The following is a 22,045-nucleotide window of genomic DNA, read 5'->3' on the forward strand; positions in this document are numbered from 1 at the left end:
GGTGGGCGGCTCCCCGGGCAGCCGGGCGCTGGTCCTCGGCGGCGGCGGGATCGCGGGCATCGCGTGGGAGCTCGGGCTGCTGTCCGGGCTGGCCGCGGCCGGCGTCGACGTCCGCGACGCCGACACCGTGGTGGGCACCTCGGCCGGCTCGATCGTGGGCACGCTGGTGCGCACCGGCGCCGACCTGGAGGAGGCCTACGCCGCCCAGCTCGGCCCGGTGCCGCCCACCGAGCGGGCCGTCGACTTCGACGGCGCCGGGTTCTTCGCCGCGATGGCCGAGGCGCTGGCCGGCGTCTCCTCCCCGCAGGAGGCGCGGGCCCGGATCGGCGCGCTGGCGCTGCGGGCGCGGACCATGCCCGAGTCCGAGCGGCTCGCGGTCATCGGCGGGCGGATCGGGACGCCGGGGTGGCCGGCCGCGCGCCTGGTGGTCACCGCGATCGACACCGCCGACGGGGAGTTCCTCGCCGTCGACAGCGGCTCCGGGTTCGACCTGCTGCAGGCCGTCGCCGCGTCCTGCGCGGTGCCCGGGGTGTACCCGCCGATCACCATCGGCGACCGGCGGTTCATGGACGGCGGCCTGCGCTCGCCGACGAACGCCGACCTCGCGGCCGGGCACGACCGGGTGCTCGTCGTCGCGCCGATGGGCGGCTTCCCGGGCAGCCCGCTCGGGCCCTCCCTCGACGAGGAGATGGCCACGCTGCGCCGCGACGGGCAGGCGCACCTGGTGCTCGCGGACGAGGCGGCCCTGGCGGCGTTCGGGTCCAACCCGCTGGACCCGGCCACCCGCGAGCCCGCCGCCCGGGCCGGCCGGGCCCAGGCCGAGCGCGTCGCCGCGGAGGTCGCCGCCGTCTGGGGCTGAGGCCTCACCCCTCCGGGGAGGGGCGTCGCCGGACCGACTCCAGCACACGCCCGTCCCGCCGATGACCAGGATGCCCGGCCGGCTCTGGGCGACCTGGTCCCGGACGGCGGATGCCGTCCCCGGAGGAGAGGAGGTGGCGGCGTGACGGCAGCGACGGCGGCACCCGGCACCCCCACCTACAGCGCCACCGCCGTCGACGCGACGGCCCTCCTCGTCGTCGACGCCGTCGGCAGCGGGGCGCTGCCCATCAGCTGGGCCAACGAGGGCGCCGCCCGCCTGCTCGGTGCGCGCGCCGCCGACCTCCGCGGTCACGACCTGCGCTCCTTCCTCCCCGGCGTGGCGCCCGACGTGCTGCACGCGCTGCTGCACTCCGGGCGCACCGCGCAGCTCACCGCCCCGGTGCGGCGGGCGACCGGGGAGCAGGTCGAGGCCGTCGTCGTCGCCATGCCCGAGCCCTCCGGCACCCGCTGGACCCTCCGCGTCATCTCCACCGCCGACGAGCTCGAGCGGGCGCTGCGCGCCACCGCCGACGCCCACGAGCGGCGCTTCGCCGCGGTCACCGAGCGCTCGCCGGTGCCGCTGCTGCTCAGCGAGCAGGGCATGCGGCTCACCCACGTCAACGAGGCCATGTGCGCCCTCGTCGGCGCCCGCGCCGAGCAGCTGCTCGGCGTCGGCTGGCTGGACTTCCTGCACCCCGACGACATCGACGACGTCGTCGACCAGGTCGCCGGCGTCCTCGAGGGCGCCGACGGCGTCACCTCGGTGCGCGTGGTGCGCGCCGACGGGGACGTGCGGACGGCGGTGCTGCGCCTGTCGCACGTGACCACCCCGGGCGTGGGCGCCGGCTTCGTGGCCACGCTCGAGGACGTCACCGAGCGGATGGCCTTCGAGGCGCGCCTGGCCCACCAGGCCAACCACGACCCGCTGACCGGCCTGCCCAACCGCACCCTGCTGTCCGGCTGGATCGCCGAGCACTTCACCCCGGGCGCCGGAGGCCTGGCGTGCCTCTTCCTCGACCTCGACGACTTCAAGGTGGTCAACGACTCCCTCGGCCACGCGGCCGGCGACGTGCTGCTGGTCGAGGTCGCCGACCGGCTGCGCGCCGCCGTCCGGCCCGGCGACCTGGTCGCCCGCTTCGGCGGCGACGAGTTCGTCGTCGTCGCGACGTCGGTGGACGAGGCCGAGGCGGTGCTCCTCGCCGAGCGGCTGGTCGCGGCCGTGGCGCTGCCGGTGCGGCTCAGCGGTGTGGAGGTGCGGCCCACCACCAGCGTCGGGGTCACCGTGCAGACCGGCGCGCACGTCACCGCCGACGACCTCGTCCGCGACTGCGACATCGCCATGTACCAGGCCAAGGCCGGCGGCAAGGGCCGGGTGGCCGTGCTCGACGAGCGCGCCCGGGTGGCCGCCCGCGAGCGGCTGGCCCTGGTCGCCGACCTGCGCGACGCCATCTCCGGCGGCGGCATCGCGGTGTGGTTCCAGCCCATCCTCTCCGCCGCGGACGGGCGCCCCAGCGGCGTCGAGTCGCTGGCGCGGTGGATGCACCCGGAGCGCGGCGCCGTCAGCCCCGAGGAGTTCGTCCCGCTGGCGGAGACCAGCGGGCTCATCGGGCCGCTCGGCCTGCACGTGCTCGACGAGACCTGCCGGCAGCTGGCCGCGTGGGACGCCGAGCTGGGCGACGCCGCCCCGCGGCGCGCCAACGTCAACGTGTCCGCGCTGCAGCTCGACGCCTCGCTGCCCGGCCGCGTCGCCGCGGCCCTGACCCGGCACGGGCTCAACCCCGAGCGGCTGTCGATCGAGCTCACCGAGTCGGCGCTCATGACCGACCCGGCCGCGGCCCGGGAGGTCCTGCAGCGGCTGCGCGACCTCGGCGTCCACCTCGCGATCGACGACTTCGGCACCGGCTACTCGTCGCTGGCCTACCTGCGGCACCTGCCGGTCGACTGCCTGAAGGTCGACCGCTCCTTCGTCGCCGAGCTCACCACCGGCGGCGACGCGATCGCCGCGGCGGTCATCGGCCTCGCCCGGACGCTGGGGCTGAGCACGGTCGCCGAGGGGGTCGAGACGCACGCCCAGGCGGGGGAGCTCGCCCGGCTGGGCGTCACCCACCTGCAGGGCTTCCTGCACGCCCGCCCGATGGCCGGCGCCGACTGCGCCGCCTGGTTCGCCGCCCGACGGGAGACCCCGTGACCGTCCTCGACACCCCGGTCCCGCTCGACGTCGACCGGCTCCTGGCCCGCATCGACACGCTCGCCGCCAGCCGGCCCGTGGCAGCCCAGCTGGTCGCCATGACCAGCGCCGAGGACGCCGGGGCCCGCGACCTCGCCCGCGTGCTCGCCGGTGACGTGGCGCTGGCCGGCCGGGTGATGAAGCTGGCCAACTCCGCCTACTTCGGCATGTGCGGCCGGGTGACCTCGCTGCAGTTCGCCGTCACCGTCGTCGGCCTCATGACCGTGCGGACGATGGCGACCGTCGCCCTCACCGACCTCGGCGACGAGTCCGCGCTGCCGGAGGACTTCTGGCTGACCAGCACCCACGTCGCCCAGGCGGCGGCCGCGCTCGCGCCGCGCTTCGGCGAGCGCCCGCCCGACGCCCTGTGCCTGGGCATGCTGTCCCAGATCGGGGCGGCGCTGCTGCACCACGAGGACCCGGAGGGCCGTCCCGCGCTCGTGGCCGGGGCGGAGGACGCGCCCGCCCGCCGGCTGGCCGAGACCCGGCGCTACGGCGTGCACGCGCTGCGGCTGAGCGCCCTGGCCCTGCGGCACTGGGGCTTCCCGCAGCGGATGGTGACCGCGCTGGAGCTCGCCGACGACCTGACCGCTCCCGAGGGGGCCCTGCTGCGCGTGGCCACCGAGGTCGCCGCCCGGCTCTCGGGCCGGCCGCACCGGCCGGTGCCCGTCGGGCGCCTGTGCGGCGGCCTGCTGCAGGAGGACGCGCTGGACCTGGTCGTGGACCGGGTGCGCGCCGAGGCCGAGGAGCTGCGGCTGGCCCTGCTGGGCTGAGCCGCCCGGTCGGGCCCGCCGTCGGCGCCCGCGGTCAGAGCACGCGGACGGCGAGCACGGCGACGTCGTCGTCCGTGCGGTCGGGCAGGACCCGCGTGAGCAGCCGGTCGCACAGCGCGTCCGCCGGCAGCCGGGAGAGCCCCGCCAGCGCCCCGGCGACCGCGGCCATGCCCTCGTCGATGTCCCGCCGGCCGACCTCCACCAGCCCGTCGGTGACCAGCACCAGCGTCTCGCCGGGCTCCAGCGCCACCTCGTGGTCCCGGCGGGTGCCGGGCTCGTCGACGCCGAGCAGCCGCTCGGGCGGGGTGGCCAGCGTCCGCACCCCGCCGCCGGCGTCGAGCACCAGCGGGGGCAGGTGGCCGGCCGACGACCAGCGCAGCACCCGGCGCGGGCCGGTCCCGTCGGGCGGCAGCACGTGGGCGACCAGCGCGGTGGCCAGCGTGCCCACGTGCAGGCCGGCGAGCACCCGGTCGACCCGGTCGAGGGTGCCGGCGGGGCCGTCGGGGGAGTCGTAGGCCAGCGTCCGCACGGCGCTGCGCAGCTGCGCCATCGCCGCGGCCGCCTCCACCCCGTGGCCGACGACGTCGCCGATGACGAGCACCGTGGCGCCGTCGGGGCGGCCGAACGCGTCGTACCAGTCCCCGCCGACCAGGTCCTGGGACACCGCGGCCCGGTAGCGGACGGCGAGCTCCAGGCCGGCGGGCTGCGGCGGCGGGGTGAGCAGGCTGTGCTGCAGCGTCTCGGCCACCCGCAGCTGCCGGCCGAACAGCCGGGCGTTGTCCAGCGCCAGCCCGCCGCGGCGGGCCACCTCGACGGCGAGCGCGACGTCGTCCGGCCCCGCCGGCGGACGGTCCCCGCAGCGCACGAGGGAGAGGACGCCGAAGCCGGAGCCGCGCGCCTGCAGCGGGACGAACAGGCTCGAGCGCGGGTCCAGCCGGTCCCAGGCGGCGCGCACCGGGCCCTCCGGCAGCGACTCGGGGCCGAGGTCGGGCTCGAGCGCGGTGAGGTGCACCGGCTCGCCGGACAGCAGCGCCGAGGCCAGCGCGGACTGGTCGCGCGGGGCGGTGACCCGCCCGGCGAGGTAGGTGTCGACGGCGTCGAGCAGGCCGGGGTCGCGGTGCGCGCGGGCCGAGCTGCCGGGGGCGCCGTCGCCGGCGAGCAGCGTGACGGTGGCCCAGTCGGCCAGCCGCGGCACCACCAGGCGGGCCAGCTGGTCGGCGGCCGTGCCGGTGTCGAGGCTCTGCGTGAGGGACTCGGTGACCTCGGCCAGGTAGCGGAACCGGTCGCGCTCGACGCCGGCTCCGCCGTCGTCGGTCGGTGTCCTCACCCAGGCTCCGTCCCGGCCCGCGGTCCCCGCACGTGCCGGGTACGGAGGGTACGGCAGCCCGCACCGGCCGGAACGAGATCGTGCCCGGCGCCGTCCCCCGGGCCACACTGGACGCGGACGGGAGGTGCGCCATGACCACCGAGGTGCTCGACGCGGGCGGCTACGCGGACGCGGTGGCCGGGCCCGGGATCGTGCTGGTCGACTTCCGCACGGACCGCTCGGGCAGCAGCCGGGCGTTCAGCGCGGTGTTCGACGCGGCCGCCGCGCGCCACCCGGACCTGCGCCTGGCCGCCGTCGACACCGGCGCCGAGGAGGCGCTGACGGCGGAGCTCGGCGTGCGGTCGGCGCCGACGCTCATGGCCTACCGCGACGGCGTGCTGGTGTTCGCCGAGCCCGGCTGGCTCCCGGCCGACTCCCTGGACCTGCTGGTGGACACCATCCGCGCGCTCGACATGCCGGCCGTCCGCGCGGTCTACCCCGAGCCGCTGCGCCAGGAGCACTAGCCGGCGAGCACGACCACCAGCGTCCGCGGGCCGTGCACGCCCTCGACGCGCTGCAGCTCGATGTCGCTGGTCGCCGACGGGCCGCTGACCATCGTGAGCGGCGCGACCGGGTCGAGCCGGCCCAGCGCGTCGGGCACGTCGGGCACCACCTGCGCGGCCTCGACCACGCACACCAGGACGTCGGGCAGCAGCGACAGCGCCCGCCGCCCCGACAGCGGCGCGCCGTCGAGCACCAGGGTGCCGGTCTCGGCGACCGCCGTCGCCACGCCGGTGAGGGTCGCGGCGAAGGCGGCCAGCTCGACCGGCGGCCGGCCGTCGTCCTCCGTCGCGCCGTCGGGCCGCCAGGCGGCCGGCACCCCGGGGGCGACGACGACGCCCGCCGGGTCCCAGCCCCCGCCCAGCGCCGCGTGCAGGCCGCGGGCGACGGTCGGGCCGATCTGGCCGGGCGCGCAGCGCAGCACCGTGGCGCGGTAGTCCTCCACCCGCTCCGCGAGCAGGTCGAGCAGCTCGCCGGGCGGCAGCTCGCGCGGCGCCGGCACCGTCGGGACGGCGACGGGCGGGCGCTGCTCGCCCAGCGCCGTCCGGATCCGCCCGAGCACCTCCTCGCGCGCCCTCACGACCGGTGCTCCTCGTTCCACTGCTGCACGAACGTCCTCCCCGGCGGGGTGGGCAGGTCGCGGGTGCGGGTCCAGGCGCTCGCCGGGGGCGGCAGCGCGGCCGGCAGCGTCGGCCTCCCGCGGGCGAGCAGCCGGCCGAGCCCGGCGGCGCGCTGGGCGAGGTGCCACAGCCGCGGGCTGCTCATCACCCTCGCCAGTCCTCGGAAGGCGACGGCCTCCGCCGTGGGCTTCTCCTGCGCCTCGACGTGCTCCGCGCGCAGGTGCACGAGGATCGAGGGGATGTCGATCGCCACCGGGCAGACGTCGTAGCAGGCGCCGCACAGGGACGAGGCGTACGGCAGCGAGGCGTTGTCCTCGACGCCGGTCAGCTGCGGGGACAGCACCGCCCCGATCGGGCCCGGGTAGACCGAGCCGTACGCGTGCCCGCCGGTGCGCTCGTACACCGGGCACACGTTCAGGCAGGCCGAGCAGCGGATGCAGTGCAGCGCCTCGCGGCCCACCTCGTCGGCGAGCACCGCGGTGCGGCCGTTGTCGAGCAGCACGAGGTGGAACTCCTGCGGCCCGTCGCCGGGCGTCACGCCGGCCCAGGTCGAGGTGTAGGGGTTCATCCGCTCGCCGGTGGAGGAGCGGGGGAGCAGCTGCAGGAAGACGCCGAGGTCCGCCCAGCGCGGCACGACCTTCTCGATGCCCATGACGGTGATGAGCGTCTGCGGCAGCGTCAGGCACATCCGCCCGTTGCCCTCGCTCTCGACCACCGACAGCGTGCCGGTCTCGGCGACGGCGAAGTTCGCCCCGCTGACGGCGACCCGCGCGCGCAGGAACCGCTCGCGCAGGTGGGCGCGGGCGGCCATCGCCAGCTGCCGGGGGTCGTCGGTCAGCCCGGGAGAGGCGCCGGGACCCTGGAGGTGCGGCAGGGTGCGGCTGAAGATCTCGCGGATCTCCGAGCGGTTCTTGTGGATCGCCGGCACCAGGATGTGGCTGGGGGAGTCCTGGCCGAGCTGCACGATCAGCTCGGCCAGGTCGGTCTCGACCGCCTCGATGCCCGCGGCCTCCAGCGCCTCGTTGAGGCCGATCTCCTGGGTGGCCATCGACTTGACCTTGACCACCTCGGAGCTGCCGGTGGCCCGCACGAGCTCGGTGACGATGCGGTTGGCCTCGGCGGCGTCGCGCGCCCAGTGCACCGTGCCGCCGCGCGCGGTCACCTGCCGCTCGAGCTCCTCGAGGTGCTCGTCGAGCCGGGCCATGGTGGCGGCCTTGAGCGCCTTGCCGGCCTGGCGCAGCTGCTCCCAGTGCGGCACCTCCGACACGACGGCGGCGCGCTTGCCGCGGATCGTCGTCGTGGCGCGGCCGAGGTTGGCGCGCAGCTGCCCGTCGCGCAGGGCGGTGCGGGCGGCGTCGGGGAAGGGCCGGTCACCGCGCAGGTGGCCGACGCCGGGGGGCGCGGTGGGCAGGCCGAGGAACGTGGTGCCCGACCGCGGGGCGCCGGGGGCCAGCGGGGAGGCGCTCACGCGGGCACCGCGGGGGCGGTGGTCTGGGTGGGGGACACGTTCTCCTCCGTCGAGGCGAGGATCTCGGCCAGGTGCACCGTGCGGGTGCCCGAGCGCAGCCGCGACAGCCCGCCGCCGATGTGCATCAGGCAGGACGCGTCGCCGGCGGTGCAGACCTCGGCGTGCGTGGACAGCACGGCGGCCATCTTGTCGGTGAGCATCGCCGTCGAGGTGTCGGCGTTCTTCACCGCGAAGGTGCCGCCGAACCCGCAGCAGGACTCCGCGCCGGGCAGCTCGACGAGGTCGAGGCCGCGCACCGCCCGCAGCAGCTGCAGCGGCCGGTCGCCCACCTTCAGCATCCGCAGCGAGTGGCAGGTCGGGTGGTAGGTGACCCGGTGCGGGTAGTAGGCGCCGACGTCGGTGACGCCGAGGACGTCGACGAGGAACTGGCTCAGCTCGTACGTGCGGGCCGCGAGCGCCTCCGCGTCGTCGGCCAGGGCGTGCTCCCCGGCGCGCCGGGCGACCATCGCCTGCTGGTGGTGGATCGAGGCCACGCAGGACCCGGAGGGGGCGACGACGGCCTCGGCGCCCGCGAACGCCCGCACGTGGTTGGCCACGATCGGCACCGCCTCGCGCCGGTAGCCGGTGTTGACGTGCATCTGCCCGCAGCAGGCCTGCGACGGCGGCACGACCACCTCGTGGCCCAGCCGCTGCAGCAGCGTCGCGGTGGCCCGCGCGACCTGCGGCACCATCGTGTCCACCAGGCAGGTGGCGAACAGCGCGACCCTCACGGGGTCCCCTCTCGATCGCGGAAGACCATGCTCGACTCGCGCACCACCAGCGTGGGCTCGACGACCTCCTGCACGTGCGCGTGCTCCCCGCCGCGGGCCTCGTCGAGTAGCAGCTCGGCGGCCCGGGAGCCCAGCGCCTGGCGTGGCTTGCGCACGCTGGTCAGCGGCACGGCGGCCGAGGCGGCGAAGTCGATGTCGTCGTAGCCGACGATCGCGAAGTCGTCGGGCACCCGCACGCCCTGGCGCACCATCTCCTGCAGCACCCCGAGCGCCATGAGGTCGTTGGCGCAGATCGCCGCCGTGGGCCGGCGCGCGGCGGGCATGCCGACGATGCGCGCCGCGGCCTCGCGGCCGGCGTCGACGGTGAGCTGCTCGGGGGAGAAGACGACGAGCGCGTCGTCGCCCCCGGTGGCGTCCCGGACGGCGGTCTCGATGCCCGCGTGGCGCTCCTGCACCTGCGGCAGGCCCGAGGCGCCGCCGATGAAGGCGATCCGCCGGTGTCCGCGCTCGAGCAGGTGCTCGGCGGCCAGACGGCCGCCGAGGACGTCGTCGACGGCGACGGCGCACTGGTCGGGCCCGGGCGCCCGCCGGTCGACCAGCACCACCGGGACGCCGCGCCGGCGCAGCGTCTGCAGGTGGGGCGAGAGCTCCGCCGTCGGGGTGATGAGCACGCCCTGCACCCGCTGCTCGGCGAGCACGTCGAGGTAGGCGCTCTCCTTCTCCGGCCGGTCGTCGGAGTTGCACAGGATGACCGCGAGGCCGGCGGAGTTGGCGACGTCCTCGACGCCGCGGGCGACGTCGGTGAAGAACGGGTTGGCGATGTCGAGCACCACCAGGCCGATGGTCCGGCTGTGCCCGGCGCGCAGCTGGCGGGCCGACTCGTTGCGCACGAACCCGAGGGCGGCGATCGCGTCGAGCACCCGCTCGCGGGTGGCGGCGCTGACGACGTCGGGCCGGTTGAGGACGTTGCTCACGGTGCCCACCGACACCCCGGCGTGCTCGGCGACGTCGCGGATGCTCGCGGCCACGGCGCCTCCTCGCGCTGGTCGGACGGGGTGACGGGGGACACCCGTCGGCAGAGATGGTCGCTGCTGCGCTGAAACGTGTCAAATGGCGCGGTGCCGTGCCGGATCGCGGTCCCGCAACGGCCACAGGGTGGGCGTTGACACGTTCTCGAACCGGCCCCTATGGTCTGCGCCACAGGTCGTCTGAATCGTTTCACAACGGAGGTGGTCGTCGTGGACCACGCCTCGGCGCCAGCGGCGCCGCCGGCGGAGGGCCGGGTCGTCCTGGCCCTGGAGGACGTCGGCAAGAGCTTCGGCGCGGTCGCCGCGCTGCGCGGCGCGCAGCTCGAGCTGCGCGCGGGGGAGGCCCACGCGCTCGTCGGCGAGAACGGCGCCGGCAAGTCGACCCTCGTCAAGATCCTCGCCGGCGTGCACGGTCCCGACACCGGCCGCGTGCTGCTGGACGGGCAGCCGGTCACCCTCGCCGACCCCGCCGCCGCGCGTGCCGCCGGCATCGCGGTCATCTACCAGGAGCCGACGCTGTTCCCCGACCTGTCGGTCGCGGAGAACATCTTCATGGGCCGCCAGCCGCTGCTGTCCGGCCGCCGGATCGACCGCCGCGGCCTCGCCCAGCGGTGCCGGGCGCTGTTCGACCGCCTCGGCGTCGCCCTCGACCCCGACCGGCCGGCGCGCGGCCTGTCGATCGCCGACCAGCAGATGGTCGAGATCGCCAAGGCGCTGTCGTTCGACGCACGGGTGCTGGTCATGGACGAGCCCACCGCGGCCCTGTCCGGCGTCGAGGTGGAGCGGCTGTTCGCCGTCGCCCGGTCGCTGCGCGAGTCGGGTGCCGCGGTGCTGTTCATCTCCCACCGGTTCGACGAGGTCTTCGACCTCTGCGACCGGATCACCGTCATGCGCGACGGCCAGTGGGTCTCCACCGACCTCGCCCGCGACCTCACCGTCGACGCCGTCGTGCGCCGGATGGTCGGCCGCGAGGTCTCCTCGCTGTTCCCGAAGACCGACGTCACCCCGGGCGAGGTCGTGCTCGAGGTCCGCGGCCTGACCCGCCGCGGTGTGTTCTCCGACGTCTCCTTCGACGTGCGGGCCGGCGAGATCGTCGCCCTGGCCGGCCTCGTCGGCGCCGGACGCAGCGAGATCGTGCGCGCCGTCTTCGGCGTCGACCCCTACGACGCCGGCACCGTCCGGGTCGCCGGCAAGGAGCTCAGGGGCGGCAGCCCCGCCGTCGCCATGGCCGCCGGCCTCGCGCTGGTCCCCGAGGACCGCCGCCAGCAGGGCCTGGTCATGGAGCTCTCGGTGGAGAGGAACGCGACCCTCACCCGGCGCTGGAAGCTGGCCCGGGGCGGGTTGCTCAGCTCGCGCACCGAGCGCGCGCAGGCCGCCGAGTGGTCCAAGCGGCTGCAGGTCAAGGCCGGGAAGCTCTCCGACCCGGTGTCCACGCTGTCCGGCGGCAACCAGCAGAAGGTCGTCCTGGCCAAGTGGCTGTCGACCGAGCCGCGCGTGCTGATCGTCGACGAGCCCACCCGCGGCATCGACGTCGGCACCAAGTCCGAGGTGCACCGGCTGCTGTCGCAGCTGGCCGCCGAGGGACTGGCCGTCGTCATGGTGTCCAGCGAGCTCCCGGAGGTGCTCGGCATGGCCGACCGCGTCCTCGTCGTCTCCGAGGGCCGCCTCGTCGACGACATCCCCCGCGCCCGCGCCGACGAGGACAGCGTGATGCTGGCCGCGACCGGCCAGGGCAGCTCCCTCGCGGGAGGTGCCCGGTGAGCGCGCCCCTCACGAAGCCCGCGCCGCTGCCCGAGGAGCTCGCCGCCCCCGAGCGCACCGGCCGCCGCGGCTCGGCGCTCGTCCAGCGCCTCGTCGTCGTCCGCGAGCTCGGCATCGTCGCCGCGCTGGTCCTGCTGGTCGTGGCCACGGTCGTCGCCAACCCGCGGTTCCTGTCGGGGCAGAACGTCCGGGACCTGCTGCTGTCCGCGGCGATCCTCACGGTGCTCGCCGCCGGCCAGACGATGGTGATCATCACCCGCAACGTCGACCTGTCGGTCGGCTCGGTGCTCGGCCTGTCGGCCTACGCCTCGGGCACGCTGATGGTGGTCACGCCGGGCACGCCGGTCGTCGTCGTGGTGCTCGCCGGCATGGCCGTCGGCGCGGTGTGCGGCCTGCTCAACGGCGCGATCGTCGCCGTCGCCGGGGTGCCCTCGCTGGTGGTCACCCTGGGCACGCTCTACGCCTTCCGCGGCCTGGACTCGCTGTGGGCGTCGAGCGCCGACCGGCTGCAGATCAACGCCGCCGACCTGCCCGGCGGGTTCAAGGCGCTCGGCACCGCCCGCCTGCTCGGGGTCCCGGTGCTCTTCCTCGTCGCCGTCGTCGTGGTGCTGGTCGTCGGCTACTACCTGCGCACCTTCCGCAGCGGCCGCGAGCTCTACGGCATCGGCTCCGCCCCGGAGGCGGCGCGGCTGTCGGGCATCCCGGTCGGCCGCCGCGTGCTCACCGCCTTCGTCGTCAACGGCGCCCTCGCGGGCCTGGCCGGCGTGCTCTACGCCGCCCGGTTCCAGACGCTGGACACCACCGCCGGCACCGGCCAGGAGCTGTTCGTCGTGGCCGCCGCCGTCGTCGGTGGCGTGGCCATCTTCGGCGGCAGCGGCTCGGTCTACGGCGCCGCGCTCGGCGCGCTGCTGCTCACCACGATCGGCACCGCGCTCCCGCAGCTGGGCCTCGACCCGTTCTGGCGCGACGCCGCCGTCGGCGGGCTGATCCTCGCCGCCATCGCCCTCGACCGGGCGCTGCAGCTGCGCCTGGCCGCCCGTCTCCGGGGGAGGAACGCCCGCCGTGACCGTTGAGACCCCGCCCGCGCCGGCCCCGGCCGCCGCGGCGCCCGCCCGCCGCGGGCCGACCCTGCCCAGCGGCAGCGTCATCACCACGTTCCTCGTGCTGTTCCTGGTGGTCGCCGCCTTCTCCGTCGAGGGCTTCGCCAGCACCCGCAACGCCGGCTTCCTGCTGCTCGACGTCGTCGTCATCGCGCTCATCGCGCTGCCGCTGACGCTCGTCGTGGTCACCGGCGAGATCGACCTGTCGGTGGCCAGCACCGTCGGCCTGTGCAGCGCGGTCATGGGCCAGCTGTGGGTGGCCGGCCTGCCGCTCGAGGCGATCGTCCCGCTGGTCCTCGTGCTCGGCGGCGTGCTCGGCGCGGTCAACGGCTTCCTCGTCACGCGGCTCGGCCTGCCCTCGCTGGCGGTCACCATCGGCACCCTGGCGCTCTACCGCGGCCTGGCGTTCGTCGTCCTCGGCGACCAGGCGGTGGCCGACTTCCCGCGGGCCTGGACCACCTGGGCGATCAGCTCGATCGGCTCCACCGGCATCCCGACCGTCGTCGTCCCGCTGCTGGTGCTCGTCGCGGTCACGGCCGTCGTCCTGCACGCCACCCCGATCGGCCGCTCGCTCTACGCCATGGGCAACAGCGAGGACGCCGCCCGGTTCAGCGGCATCGACGTCGCCCGCACCAAGCTCTGGCTGTTCGTCGTCACCGGCGTCGTCAGCGCCCTGGGCGGCGTCTACTGGACGCTGCGCTACGGCAGCGCCCGCGCCGACAACGCCACGGGCCTCGAGCTGCAGGTCATCGCGGCGATCCTGCTCGGCGGCGTGTCCATCTTCGGCGGCAGCGGCGGCCTGCTCGGTGTCATCGCCGGCGCGCTCCTGCTGGCCTCGGTCCGCAACGCGCTCCAGCTGGTCAACGTGCCCTCCGACGTCCTCAACATCGTCACCGGCGTCCTGCTGATCACCGCGGTCGTCGCGCCGCAGGTCGCCGCCCGGGTCAAGGGCCGGCGACGCCGGGCCCCCGCCTGACCCCCCCGATCCGCACCACCGCACCACCCCCATCCACCCGAAGAGAGGGACCCCGATGTCGCTGTTCCTGACCAGCCGCCGCGTGCGCGGTGGCCTGACCGGCCTGGCGGTGGCCGCCATGGTGCTCACCACGGCCGCCTGCGGCGGCACCACCCGCGGCGAGGACGAGGGCAGCTCCGGCGGCGGCGACGCCGCCGGCGCCTCGGCCGACCCCGACGCCGAGATCCCCGCGGACCTCGCGATCGCCTTCCTGCCCAAGCAGCTGAACAACCCGTACTTCGACGTCGCCGCCACCGGCTCCGAGCGGGCCGTCGGCGAGATCGAGGGCGAGTTCAGCCAGGTGGGCCCGTCCGAGGCCAGCGCCTCCTCGCAGGTCAGCTACATCAACACGCTGACCCAGCAGGGCGCCGACGTCATCCTGACCTCGGCCAACGACCCGAACGCCATCTGCAGCGCGCTCGACCAGGCCCGCAGCGGTGGCGCCAGCGTCGTCACCTTCGACTCCGACACCGACCCCGAGTGCCGCGACCTGTTCATCAACCAGGCCACCGCCGAGGGCATCGCGCAGACGCAGATCGACACGATGGCCGAGCAGATCGGCGGCACGGGCCAGGTGGCGATCCTGTCGGCCACCGCCAACGCCACGAACCAGAACACCTGGATCGAGCTCATGACCGAGTACGCCGCCCAGGAGTACCCGGACATGGAGATCGTCACGACGGTCTACGGCGACGACGAGGACGAGAAGTCCTTCCAGGAGACCCAGGGCCTGCTGCAGACCTACCCCGACCTCAAGGGCATCATCTCGCCCACCACGGTCGGCATCTCCGCCGCGGCGCGCTACCTGTCCGGCTCCGAGTACAAGGGCCGGGTCGCGCTGACCGGCCTCGGCACCCCGAACCAGATGCGCGAGTTCGTCCAGGACGGGACCGTCACCGCCTTCGCGCTGTGGAACCCCGAGGACCTGGGCTACCTGGCCGCGTACGCCGGCGCCGCGCTGGCCGCCGGCCAGATCACCGGCGAGGAGGGCGAGACCTTCACCGCCGGTGACCTCGGCGAGTACGAGATCGGCGCCGACGGCGTCGTCGTCCTCGGCGAGCCCACCGTGTTCAGCGCCGACAACATCGACGACTTCGACTTCTGAGTCGTCTCCCCGCCGCCGCCGGTCCCGGGCGGGCGGCGGCGGGGACCCCCTCCCGAGAGGACCCAGCGTGCCCCGCGCCGTGTTCACCCTCCAGGTCCGCCCCGACCGGCTGGCCGAGTACCGCGAGCGGCACGCGGCCGTCTGGCCGGACATGCTGTGCGCGCTGCGCGACGCCGGCTGGCACGACTACCGGCTCTACCTCCGCGACGACGGCCTGCTCGTCGGCGTCGTGGAGACCGACGACCTCGCCGCCGCCCAGACCGCCGTGGACGCCACCGAGGTGAGCGCCCGCTGGGAGGCCTCCATGGCGCCCTTCTTCGTCACCGGCGACGGCTCCGGCAAGGCCGAGCTGTCCCTCGTCTTCGACCTCGACGCCCAGCTGACCGCGCTCGGCGAACCCACCACCGCCGCTCCAGGAGACCCCTCGTGACCGACCCCGGCACCCCCGACCGCAGGGCCGCCGCCCTCGCCGCGCTGGCCGAGCAGACCATCGAGCTGCCCTCGTGGGCGTTCGGCAACTCCGGCACCCGGTTCAAGGTCTTCGGCCAGCCCGGGGTGGCCCGCGACCCGTTCGAGAAGATCGAGGACGCCGCGCAGGTGCACCGCTACACCGGCGCCGCGCCGCGGGTGTCGCTGCACGTCCCGTGGGACCTCGTCGACGACTTCGGCAAGCTCGCCGCCCACGCCGCCGACCTCGGCGTCTCGATCGGCGCGATCAACTCCAACCTGTTCCAGGACGACGACTACCGCCTCGGGTCGCTGACCCACCCGGAGAAGCGGGTGCGCGACAAGGCGATCGCGCACCACACCCAGTGCATCGACGTCATGCGGGCCACCGGCTCCACGGACCTGAAGCTGTGGCTTCCCGACGGCACCAACTACGCCGGCCAGGACGACCTGCGCGGCCGCCAGGACCGGCTCGCCGACTCCCTGCAGCAGATCTACGCCCAGCTCGACCCGGGCATGCGCCTGCTGCTGGAGTACAAGTTCTACGAGCCCTACTTCTACGCGATGGACATCCCCGACTGGGGCACCTCGCTGCTGCACTGCCTGGCCCTCGGCGAGCAGGCGACCGTCGTCCTCGACACCGGCCACCACGCGCCGGGCACCAACATCGAGTTCATCGTCATGCAGCTGCTGCGGGCCGGCCGCCTCGGAGCGTTCGACTTCAACTCCCGCTACTACGGCGACGACGACCTCATCGTCGGCTCGGCCGACCCGTTCCAGCTGTTCCGGATCATGAACGAGATCGTGGCCGCCGACGCGCTGCGCCCCGACTCCGGCGTCAACTTCATGCTCGACCAGTGCCACAACATCGAGCCGAAGATCCCCGGCCAGATCCGCTCGGTGACCAACGTGCAGGAGGCCACCGCCAAGGCGCTGCTGGTCGACCGCGAGGCGCTGGCCGCCGCGCAGCAGTCCGGTGACGTGCTCGGCGCGCACGGCGCGCTGACCGACGCCTTCTCCACCGACGTCCGCCCGCTGCTCGCCGAGCTCCGCGAGAGCAAGGGGCTCGACGCCGACCCGTACGCCGCCTACGCCCGCTCCGGCCACGCCGAGCGCATCGCCCGCGAGCGCGTCGGCGGCACCCAGGCCTCCTGGGGCGCGTGACGAGAGGACTCGTAGCGCCATGGCCCCCCACCTCCCGGAAGGAACCACCCCCGTGACCAACCCCGTCGTCCGGAAGCTGCTCGAGCGCAGCAACCGGCTGGGCGCCGACCCGCGCAACACCAACTACGCCGGCGGCAACACCTCCGCCAAGGGCACCGAGACCGACCCGGTCACCGGGCAGCCGGTCGAGCTGCTGTGGGTCAAGGGCTCCGGCGGCGACCTCGGCACCCTGAAGGAGAGCGGCCTCGCCGTCCTCCGGCTGGACCGGTTGCGCTCGCTGGCCGACGTCTACCCGGGCGTCGGGCGCGAGGACGAGATGGTCGCCGCGTTCGACTTCTGCCTGCACGGCCGCGGCGGCGCCGCCCCCTCCATCGACACCGCGATGCACGGCCTGGTCGACGCCGCGCACGTCGACCACCTGCACCCCGACTCGGGCATCGCCCTGGCGACGGCGGCCGACGGCGAGGCGCTGACCCGCGAGTGCTTCGGCGACCGCGTCGTCTGGGTGCCGTGGCGCCGTCCGGGCTTCCAGCTCGGCCTCGACATCGCCGCCATCAAGGAGAAGAACCCGCAGGCCATCGGCTGCGTCCTGGGCGGCCACGGCATCACCGCGTGGGGCGCGACCAGCGAGGAGGCCGAGGCCAACTCCCTCGACATCATCCGCACCGCGGAGCGTTTTCTGGCCGAGAAGGGGAAGGCGGAGCCGTTCGGCGCCGTCGTCCCCGGCTTCGAGGCGCTGCCCGAGGACGAGCGCCGGGCGAAGGCGGCCGCGCTCGCGCCGGTGATCCGCGGGCTGGCCTCCACCGACCGGCCGCAGGTCGGTTCCTTCACCGACTCGGACGTCGTCCTGGAGTTCCTGTCCCGCGAGAAGCTCGCCCCGCTCGCGGCGCTCGGCACCTCGTGCCCCGACCACTTCCTGCGCACCAAGGTGCGGCCGCTGGTCGTCGACCTGCCGGCGACCGCGCCGGTGGAGGACGTCGTCGCGCGGCTGAAGGAGCTGCACGAGGAGTACCGCGCCGAGTACGCCGCCTACTACCAGCGGCACGCGACGCCGGACTCGCCGGCCATGCGCGGCGCCGACCCGGCGATCGTGCTGGTGCCCGGCGTCGGCATGTTCAGCTTCGGCGCCAACAAGCAGACCGCGCGGGTGGCCGGCGAGTTCTACGTCAACGCCATCAACGTCATGCGCGGCGCCGAGGCCGTCTCCACCTACGCGCCCATCGACGAGAGCGAGAAGTTCCGCATCGAGTACTGGGCGCTGGAGGAGGCCAAGCTGCAGCGGATGCCCAAGCCGAAGCCGCTGGCCACCCGGGTCGCGCTCGTCACCGGCGCGGCGAGCGGCATCGGCAAGGCCATCGCCGAGCGGCTGGCCGCCGAGGGCGCGTGCGTCGTCGTCGCCGACCTCGACCTGCAGAAGGCCACCGACGCCGCGGCCGGGATCGGCGGTCCCGACGTCGCGATCGGCGTGGCCGCCGACGTGTCCGACGCCGAGGCCGTGGCCGCCGCGTTCCGCGAGGCGGTGCTCGCCTTCGGCGGCGTCGACCTGGTGGTCAACAACGCCGGCCTGTCGATCTCCAAGCCGCTGCTGGAGACCACCGAGCGCGACTGGGACCTGCAGCACGACGTCATGGCCAAGGGCAGCTTCCTCGTCTCCCGCGAGGCGGCCCGGATCATGATCGAGCAGGGGATGGGCGGCGACGTCGTCTACATCTCCTCGAAGAACGCCGTGTTCGCCGGCCCGAGCAACATCGCCTACTCCTCGACCAAGGCCGACCAGGCCCACCAGGTCCGGCTGCTGGCCGCCGAGCTCGGCGAGCACCAGATCCGGGTCAACGGCATCAACCCCGACGGCGTCGTCCGCGGGTCGGGCATCTTCGCCGGCGGCTGGGGCGCCCAGCGCGCCGCCGTCTACGGGGTGCCGGAGGAGGAGCTCGGGCAGTTCTACGCCCAGCGCACGCTGCTCAAGCGCGAGGTGCTGCCCGAGCACGTCGCCGACGCCGTGTTCGCCCTCACCGGCGGGGAGCTCAGCCGGACCACCGGCCTGCACGTCCCGGTCGACTCCGGCGTCGCCGCCGCGTTCCTCCGGTGAGCCCGCGGGAGCTGACCCTCGCGGCCGTCGACCTGGGCGCCTCCAGCGGCCGGGTCATGGCCGCGCGGGTCGGCCCCGGCCGGCTCGACCTCACCGAGGTGCACCGGTTCCCCAACCGGCCGGTGCGCACCGCGGGGACGCTGCAGTGGGACGTGCTCGGCCTGTACGCCGGCGTGCTCGACGGCCTGCGCGCGGCCGGGCACGAGGCGGACGGGCGGGGACTGGACGGGATCGGCATCGACAGCTGGGCGGTCGACGTCGGGCTGCTCGACGCCGACGGCGCGCTGCTCGGCAACCCCGTGCACTACCGCGACGCCCGGCACGAGACGGCGGTGCCGGCCGTGCACGCGCTCGTCCCGCCCGGCGAGCTGTACCGGGTCAACGGGCTGCAGCACCTGCCGTTCAACACGGTGTTCCAGCTCGCCGCGATGCGCGGCACGGCGCGGTTCGCCGCCGCCCGGCAGGCGCTGCTGGTCCCCGACCTGCTGGCCCACTGGCTCACCGGGGCGCGGGTCGCGGAGGTCACCAACGCGTCCACCACCGGGCTGCTCGACGCCACCACCCGGCAGTGGGCGACCGGCCTGCTCGACCGGTTGGACCTGCCGCGCGACCTGTTCCCGGCGCTCGTCCAGCCCGGGGAGGAGATCGGCCGGCTCACCGCCGAGGTGCGCGCCGAGACCGGGTTGGGCGCGGTGCCGGTGCTCGCCGTCGGCTCGCACGACACCGCTTCGGCGGTGGTCGGCGTCCCGGCGCGCGGGGACCGGTTCGCCTACGTCTCCTGCGGCACCTGGTCGCTGGTCGGCGTGGAGCTGGACGGACCGGTGCTCACCGAGGCCGGCCGGACGGCCGGTTTCACCAACGAGATCGGCGTCGACGGCACCGTCCGGTACCTGCACAACGTCATGGGGCTGTGGCTGCTGCAGGAGTCGCTGCGCACCTGGGCCGCCGCCGGGCTCCCGGCCGACCTGCCCGAGCTGCTCGCCGCCGCGGCGCGGGTGCCCGCGTTCACCGCGGTGGTCGACGCCGACGACCCGCGCTTCCTCCCGCCCGGCGACATGCCGGCCCGCATCGCGCAGGCCTGCGCCGACACCGGGCAGACGCCGCCGCAGAGCCAGGCGGAGACCGTCCGCTGCATCGTCGACAGCCTCGCGCTGGCCTACCGGCGCACCGTCCGGAGGGCCGTCGAGCTGTCGGGCCGCGACGTCGACGTCGTCCACCTGGTCGGCGGGGGAGCGCGCAACGCGCTGCTGTGCCAGCTCACCGCCGACGCCTGCGGGCGGCCGGTGCTCGCCGGGCCGGTGGAGGCCGCGGCGCTGGGGAACGCGCTGGTGCAGGCGCGGGCGCTCGGCGGGCTCGAGGGCGGGCTGGGGGAGATGCGCGAGCTGCTGCGCGCCACCCAGTCCCTGGTCGAGTACCGGCCGTCGGGCACCGACGCCGGGTGGGCCGCCGCGGAGGCGCGCCTGTCCTGAGCGGGAACGAGGGGCGGGGCCGGGCGGTTGCACGCGGCGTCCGGCCCCGACCGTCAGGAGACGCCCGTGACCCTCGCCGTGACCGGATCGACCGGGCAGCTGGGCGGGCGGGTCGCGCGCCGGCTCGCCGACGCCGGGGTGGAGCAGCGGCTGCTCGTCCGCGATCCCTCGCGCGCGCCCCGGCTGCCCGGCGCCACCGCCGTCGCCGCGCCCTACGCCGACGGGGACGCGGTCCGGGCCGCGCTGGACGGCGTCGGCACGGTGCTCATGGTCTCGGCGTCGGAGACGCTCGACCGCGTGGAGCAGCACCGCACCTTCGTCGACGCCGCGGCCGACGCCGGGGTGGCGCACCTGGTCTACGTGTCGTTCCTCGGCGCCGCCCCGGACGCCACGTTCACCCTCGCCCGCGACCACTGGGCCACCGAGGAGCACGTGCGCGCCCGCGGGCTCCCGGCGACGTTCCTCCGCGACTCCCTCTACGCCGACTTCGCGCCGGTGCTCGTGGGCGAGGACGGCGCCATCCGCGGCCCGGCCGGCGACGGGCGGGTGGCGCCGGTCGCCCAGGACGACATCGCCGACGTCGCCGTCGCGGTGCTGCGCGACCCCGCCGCGCACGCCGGCCGCACGTACGACCTCACCGGCCCGGAGGCGCTGACCTTCGCCGGGCTGGCCGCGACTCTGTCGGCCGCGACCGGGCGGGACGTGCGCTACGTGCCCGAGACGCTCGAGGAGGCGTACGCCTCGCGGGCCTCCTACGGCGCGCCGGACTGGCAGGTGGAGGCCTGGGTGTCCACCTACACCGCCGTCGCGGCGGGCGAGCTGGACGTCGTCAGCCCCGCCGTGCCCGACCTGCTCGGCCGGCCGGCGCGCACGCTGGAGCAGGTGCTGCGCGCACGCGGCTGACGCAGGGGCTCGGCGGTCGGGGCGTCAGGGGCACCGGCGCGGGTAGACGACGCCCGTGCGCCTGCCCGGTCCCTCGGACCTCCTCGACCTGCCCTGGACGCTCGCCGACTCGGTCCGCTCGCTGAGCGCGGCCCTGCCGCGCGCGGAGACGCTGCTGCCGCTGGCCGACGACGTCCTGCGCCGCACCCGCGCCCTGCTCGAGGGCGCCGCGCCGGCGGTGTCCCGCGCGGCGGCGGTCGGCCCGGAGGCGGTGGAGGTGGCGGCCGACCTCGTGCGGCGGTTCGCCGCGGTCGCCACGCCCGAGCGGGTCGCGACCGTGGGCGCGCTGGTCGACCGGCTCGGCGCCGCGCTCGCCCCGGAGCGGGTCGAGGCGGTCACCCGGACCGTGGACACGCTGCGCTCGCGCGCCGACGTCGTGCCCCGGCTCCTCGACGCCGCCGACGGCCTGCTGTCCTCCGGCCGGCTGGACCGGCTCGCCGACGGGCTCGACCGGCTGCTGGACGCCGACCTGCTGCCCCGCGTCGACCGCCTGCTCGACCACCTCGCCGACGAGCGGGTGGAGCGCGCGCTGGACCTCGCGGGCGACGACCGCGTCGTGCGGGCCCTCGAGCTCGTCACCGGTGACCGGGTCGAGCGGACCCTGGACGTGCTCACCGACCCGCGGGTCGACCGGAGCCTCGACGTCCTCACCGACCCCCGGGTGGACCGCACCCTGGACCTGCTGACCGGCGACCGGGTGCAGCAGGCCCTCGACCTCGCCGCCGACCAGCGCGTGCGCACGCTGCTGGACCTCGCGGCCGACGAGCGGGTGCTGCGCCTGCTGGGCCGGCTCGACGACCTGCTCGCCGAGGAGCGCGTCCCGCGCCTGGTGGACCGCGCCGGCGCGCTGCTGGAGGACGAGCGCCTCGCGCGGCTGGGCGCCCGGGCGGACGCGCTGCTGACCGACGAGCGCCTCGACCGCGTCGAGGAGGTGCTCGACGGGGGGACCGCGGACGCCGTCCTCGACCTCGTGACCCGGCTGGACCGCGAGCTCACCGACGACGCGGCCCGCGCGCTCGGCACCCTCCTCGGCCGCCTGCCCGGCCTGCTCACCGAGGAGCGGGTCGCCGTCCTCGCGGCGCTCGCCGACCAGGCGCCGCGGCTGCTGCGCGGCCTGGAGGCCGGCACCCTGCCGACCACCGCCGACCTCGGGCGGGTGCCGACCGACCTGCACGCCCTGCTCGAGCTCGTCGACGACGTCCACCAGGTGGTGTCGGGCCTGCCCGGCGCCGGCCGCGCCCGCGACCGCGGCGACGACCCGCACCCGCAGGTCGAGGACCCCCGCCCGCCCGACGACGCGCCGCAGACCCGGGACGCGCAGCCGCAGGCCTGATCACCCGTC

19 protein-coding genes are annotated in these 22,045 nt (G+C 75.7%); 14 read left to right on the plus strand and 5 right to left on the minus strand.

The annotated features are described in order from the left end of the window. Nucleotide 1 precedes the first annotated feature (1 nt). From BUE37_RS06615 to BUE37_RS06625, 3 genes are all read left to right on the plus strand, one after another. Nucleotides 2-859: a patatin-like phospholipase family protein gene (locus BUE37_RS06615; RefSeq protein ID WP_073419239.1), complete on the plus strand. Its 858-nt coding sequence runs from the start codon at nucleotides 2-4 to the stop codon at nucleotides 857-859. A gap of 141 nt (nucleotides 860-1,000) precedes the next feature. Further along, nucleotides 1,001-3,046 carry a putative bifunctional diguanylate cyclase/phosphodiesterase gene (locus BUE37_RS06620; RefSeq protein WP_073419240.1) on the plus strand — a complete coding sequence of 682 codons (2,046 nt, stop codon included), beginning with the start codon at nucleotides 1,001-1,003 and terminating at the stop codon, nucleotides 3,044-3,046. Next, nucleotides 3,043-3,858, plus strand: a complete 816-nt coding sequence (locus BUE37_RS06625; protein WP_073419241.1) for an HDOD domain-containing protein — start codon at nucleotides 3,043-3,045, stop codon at nucleotides 3,856-3,858. The genes BUE37_RS06620 and BUE37_RS06625 overlap by 4 nt, the downstream gene beginning before the upstream one ends. 34 nt (nucleotides 3,859-3,892) lie before the next feature. On the opposite strand, the gene BUE37_RS06630 is transcribed toward BUE37_RS06625, so the two are convergent. Then, complete coding sequence (locus tag BUE37_RS06630; RefSeq protein WP_073419242.1) at nucleotides 3,893-5,185, minus strand: PP2C family protein-serine/threonine phosphatase; 1,293 nt, start codon at nucleotides 5,183-5,185, stop codon at nucleotides 3,893-3,895. Nucleotides 5,186-5,316: 131 nt separating this feature from the next. Here BUE37_RS06630 and BUE37_RS06635 point away from each other — a divergent pair, with 131 nt between their 5' ends. Next, complete coding sequence (locus BUE37_RS06635) at nucleotides 5,317-5,688, plus strand: thioredoxin family protein (protein WP_073419243.1); 372 nt, start codon at nucleotides 5,317-5,319, stop codon at nucleotides 5,686-5,688. On the opposite strand, the gene BUE37_RS06640 is transcribed toward BUE37_RS06635, so the two are convergent. Genes BUE37_RS06640 through BUE37_RS06655 form a run of 4 tightly spaced genes read right to left on the minus strand, consistent with a single transcriptional unit; the run spans nucleotide 5,685 to nucleotide 9,611 of the window. Continuing rightward, nucleotides 5,685-6,305 (minus strand): LutC/YkgG family protein, encoded by a 621-nt coding sequence (locus BUE37_RS06640; protein WP_073419244.1) that lies wholly within the window; start codon nucleotides 6,303-6,305, stop codon nucleotides 5,685-5,687. The two genes, BUE37_RS06635 and BUE37_RS06640, sit on opposite strands and share 4 nt — an antisense overlap. Next, nucleotides 6,302-7,813: a LutB/LldF family L-lactate oxidation iron-sulfur protein gene (locus BUE37_RS06645; RefSeq protein ID WP_245794335.1), complete on the minus strand. Its 1,512-nt coding sequence runs from the start codon at nucleotides 7,811-7,813 to the stop codon at nucleotides 6,302-6,304. Before BUE37_RS06645 ends, BUE37_RS06640 begins: the two co-directional genes overlap by 4 nt. Continuing rightward, nucleotides 7,810-8,583: a (Fe-S)-binding protein gene (locus tag BUE37_RS06650; RefSeq protein WP_073419245.1), complete on the minus strand. Its 774-nt coding sequence runs from the start codon at nucleotides 8,581-8,583 to the stop codon at nucleotides 7,810-7,812. Before BUE37_RS06650 ends, BUE37_RS06645 begins: the two co-directional genes overlap by 4 nt. Continuing rightward, complete coding sequence (locus tag BUE37_RS06655) at nucleotides 8,580-9,611, minus strand: LacI family DNA-binding transcriptional regulator (protein ID WP_073419246.1); 1,032 nt, start codon at nucleotides 9,609-9,611, stop codon at nucleotides 8,580-8,582. Before BUE37_RS06655 ends, BUE37_RS06650 begins: the two co-directional genes overlap by 4 nt. A gap of 210 nt (nucleotides 9,612-9,821) precedes the next feature. On the opposite strand from BUE37_RS06655, the gene BUE37_RS06660 reads away from it, so the two are divergent. The 10 genes from BUE37_RS06660 (at nucleotide 9,822) to BUE37_RS06705 (ending at nucleotide 22,036) form a co-directional block, all read left to right on the plus strand. Then, nucleotides 9,822-11,372 carry a sugar ABC transporter ATP-binding protein gene (locus tag BUE37_RS06660; RefSeq protein WP_073419627.1) on the plus strand — a complete coding sequence of 517 codons (1,551 nt, stop codon included), beginning with the start codon at nucleotides 9,822-9,824 and terminating at the stop codon, nucleotides 11,370-11,372. Beyond that, nucleotides 11,369-12,445: an ABC transporter permease gene (locus BUE37_RS06665; RefSeq protein WP_073419247.1), complete on the plus strand. Its 1,077-nt coding sequence runs from the start codon at nucleotides 11,369-11,371 to the stop codon at nucleotides 12,443-12,445. Before BUE37_RS06660 ends, BUE37_RS06665 begins: the two co-directional genes overlap by 4 nt. After that, the gene (locus tag BUE37_RS06670; RefSeq protein WP_217651139.1) at nucleotides 12,435-13,448 is read left to right on the plus strand and encodes an ABC transporter permease; all 1,014 of its coding nucleotides are present in this window, start codon (nucleotides 12,435-12,437) and stop codon (nucleotides 13,446-13,448) included. Before BUE37_RS06665 ends, BUE37_RS06670 begins: the two co-directional genes overlap by 11 nt. 55 nt (nucleotides 13,449-13,503) lie before the next feature. Then, nucleotides 13,504-14,592: a rhamnose ABC transporter substrate-binding protein gene (gene rhaS / locus BUE37_RS06675; protein WP_073419248.1), complete on the plus strand. Its 1,089-nt coding sequence runs from the start codon at nucleotides 13,504-13,506 to the stop codon at nucleotides 14,590-14,592. Nucleotides 14,593-14,659: 67 nt separating this feature from the next. Further along, the gene (locus BUE37_RS06680) at nucleotides 14,660-15,022 is read left to right on the plus strand and encodes an L-rhamnose mutarotase (RefSeq protein WP_073419249.1); all 363 of its coding nucleotides are present in this window, start codon (nucleotides 14,660-14,662) and stop codon (nucleotides 15,020-15,022) included. Beyond that, on the plus strand, nucleotides 15,019-16,203 hold the full coding sequence (gene rhaI, locus BUE37_RS06685; protein ID WP_073419250.1) for an L-rhamnose isomerase: 1,185 nt from the start codon (nucleotides 15,019-15,021) through the stop codon (nucleotides 16,201-16,203). Before BUE37_RS06680 ends, rhaI begins: the two co-directional genes overlap by 4 nt. Before the next feature lie 52 nt (nucleotides 16,204-16,255). Next, entirely contained in the window at nucleotides 16,256-18,292 is a 2,037-nt protein-coding gene (locus BUE37_RS06690) for a bifunctional aldolase/short-chain dehydrogenase (protein WP_245794336.1), read from the plus strand. Then, nucleotides 18,289-19,761: a rhamnulokinase gene (locus tag BUE37_RS06695; RefSeq protein WP_073419252.1), complete on the plus strand. Its 1,473-nt coding sequence runs from the start codon at nucleotides 18,289-18,291 to the stop codon at nucleotides 19,759-19,761. The genes BUE37_RS06690 and BUE37_RS06695 overlap by 4 nt, the downstream gene beginning before the upstream one ends. Nucleotides 19,762-19,827: 66 nt before the next feature. Beyond that, on the plus strand, nucleotides 19,828-20,664 hold the full coding sequence (locus BUE37_RS06700) for an SDR family oxidoreductase (RefSeq protein WP_217651140.1): 837 nt from the start codon (nucleotides 19,828-19,830) through the stop codon (nucleotides 20,662-20,664). Nucleotides 20,665-20,719: 55 nt separating this feature from the next. After that, nucleotides 20,720-22,036 carry a hypothetical protein gene (locus BUE37_RS06705; RefSeq protein WP_073419253.1) on the plus strand — a complete coding sequence of 439 codons (1,317 nt, stop codon included), beginning with the start codon at nucleotides 20,720-20,722 and terminating at the stop codon, nucleotides 22,034-22,036. The last annotated feature ends 9 nt before the right edge of the window (nucleotides 22,037-22,045 follow it).

The organism is Geodermatophilus nigrescens, assembly GCF_900129495.1.
In the GTDB taxonomy this organism is placed as follows: domain Bacteria; phylum Actinomycetota; class Actinomycetes; order Mycobacteriales; family Geodermatophilaceae; genus Geodermatophilus; species Geodermatophilus nigrescens.

What these genes read in the sequence shown, in the direction of transcription:
- BUE37_RS06635 (WP_073419243.1), top strand. Translation starts at nt 5,317, where the DNA reads ATGACCACCGAGGTGCTCGACGCGGGCGGCTACGCGGACGCGGTGGCC.
- rhaS (WP_073419248.1), top strand. Translation starts at nt 13,504, where the DNA reads ATGTCGCTGTTCCTGACCAGCCGCCGCGTGCGCGGTGGCCTGACCGGC.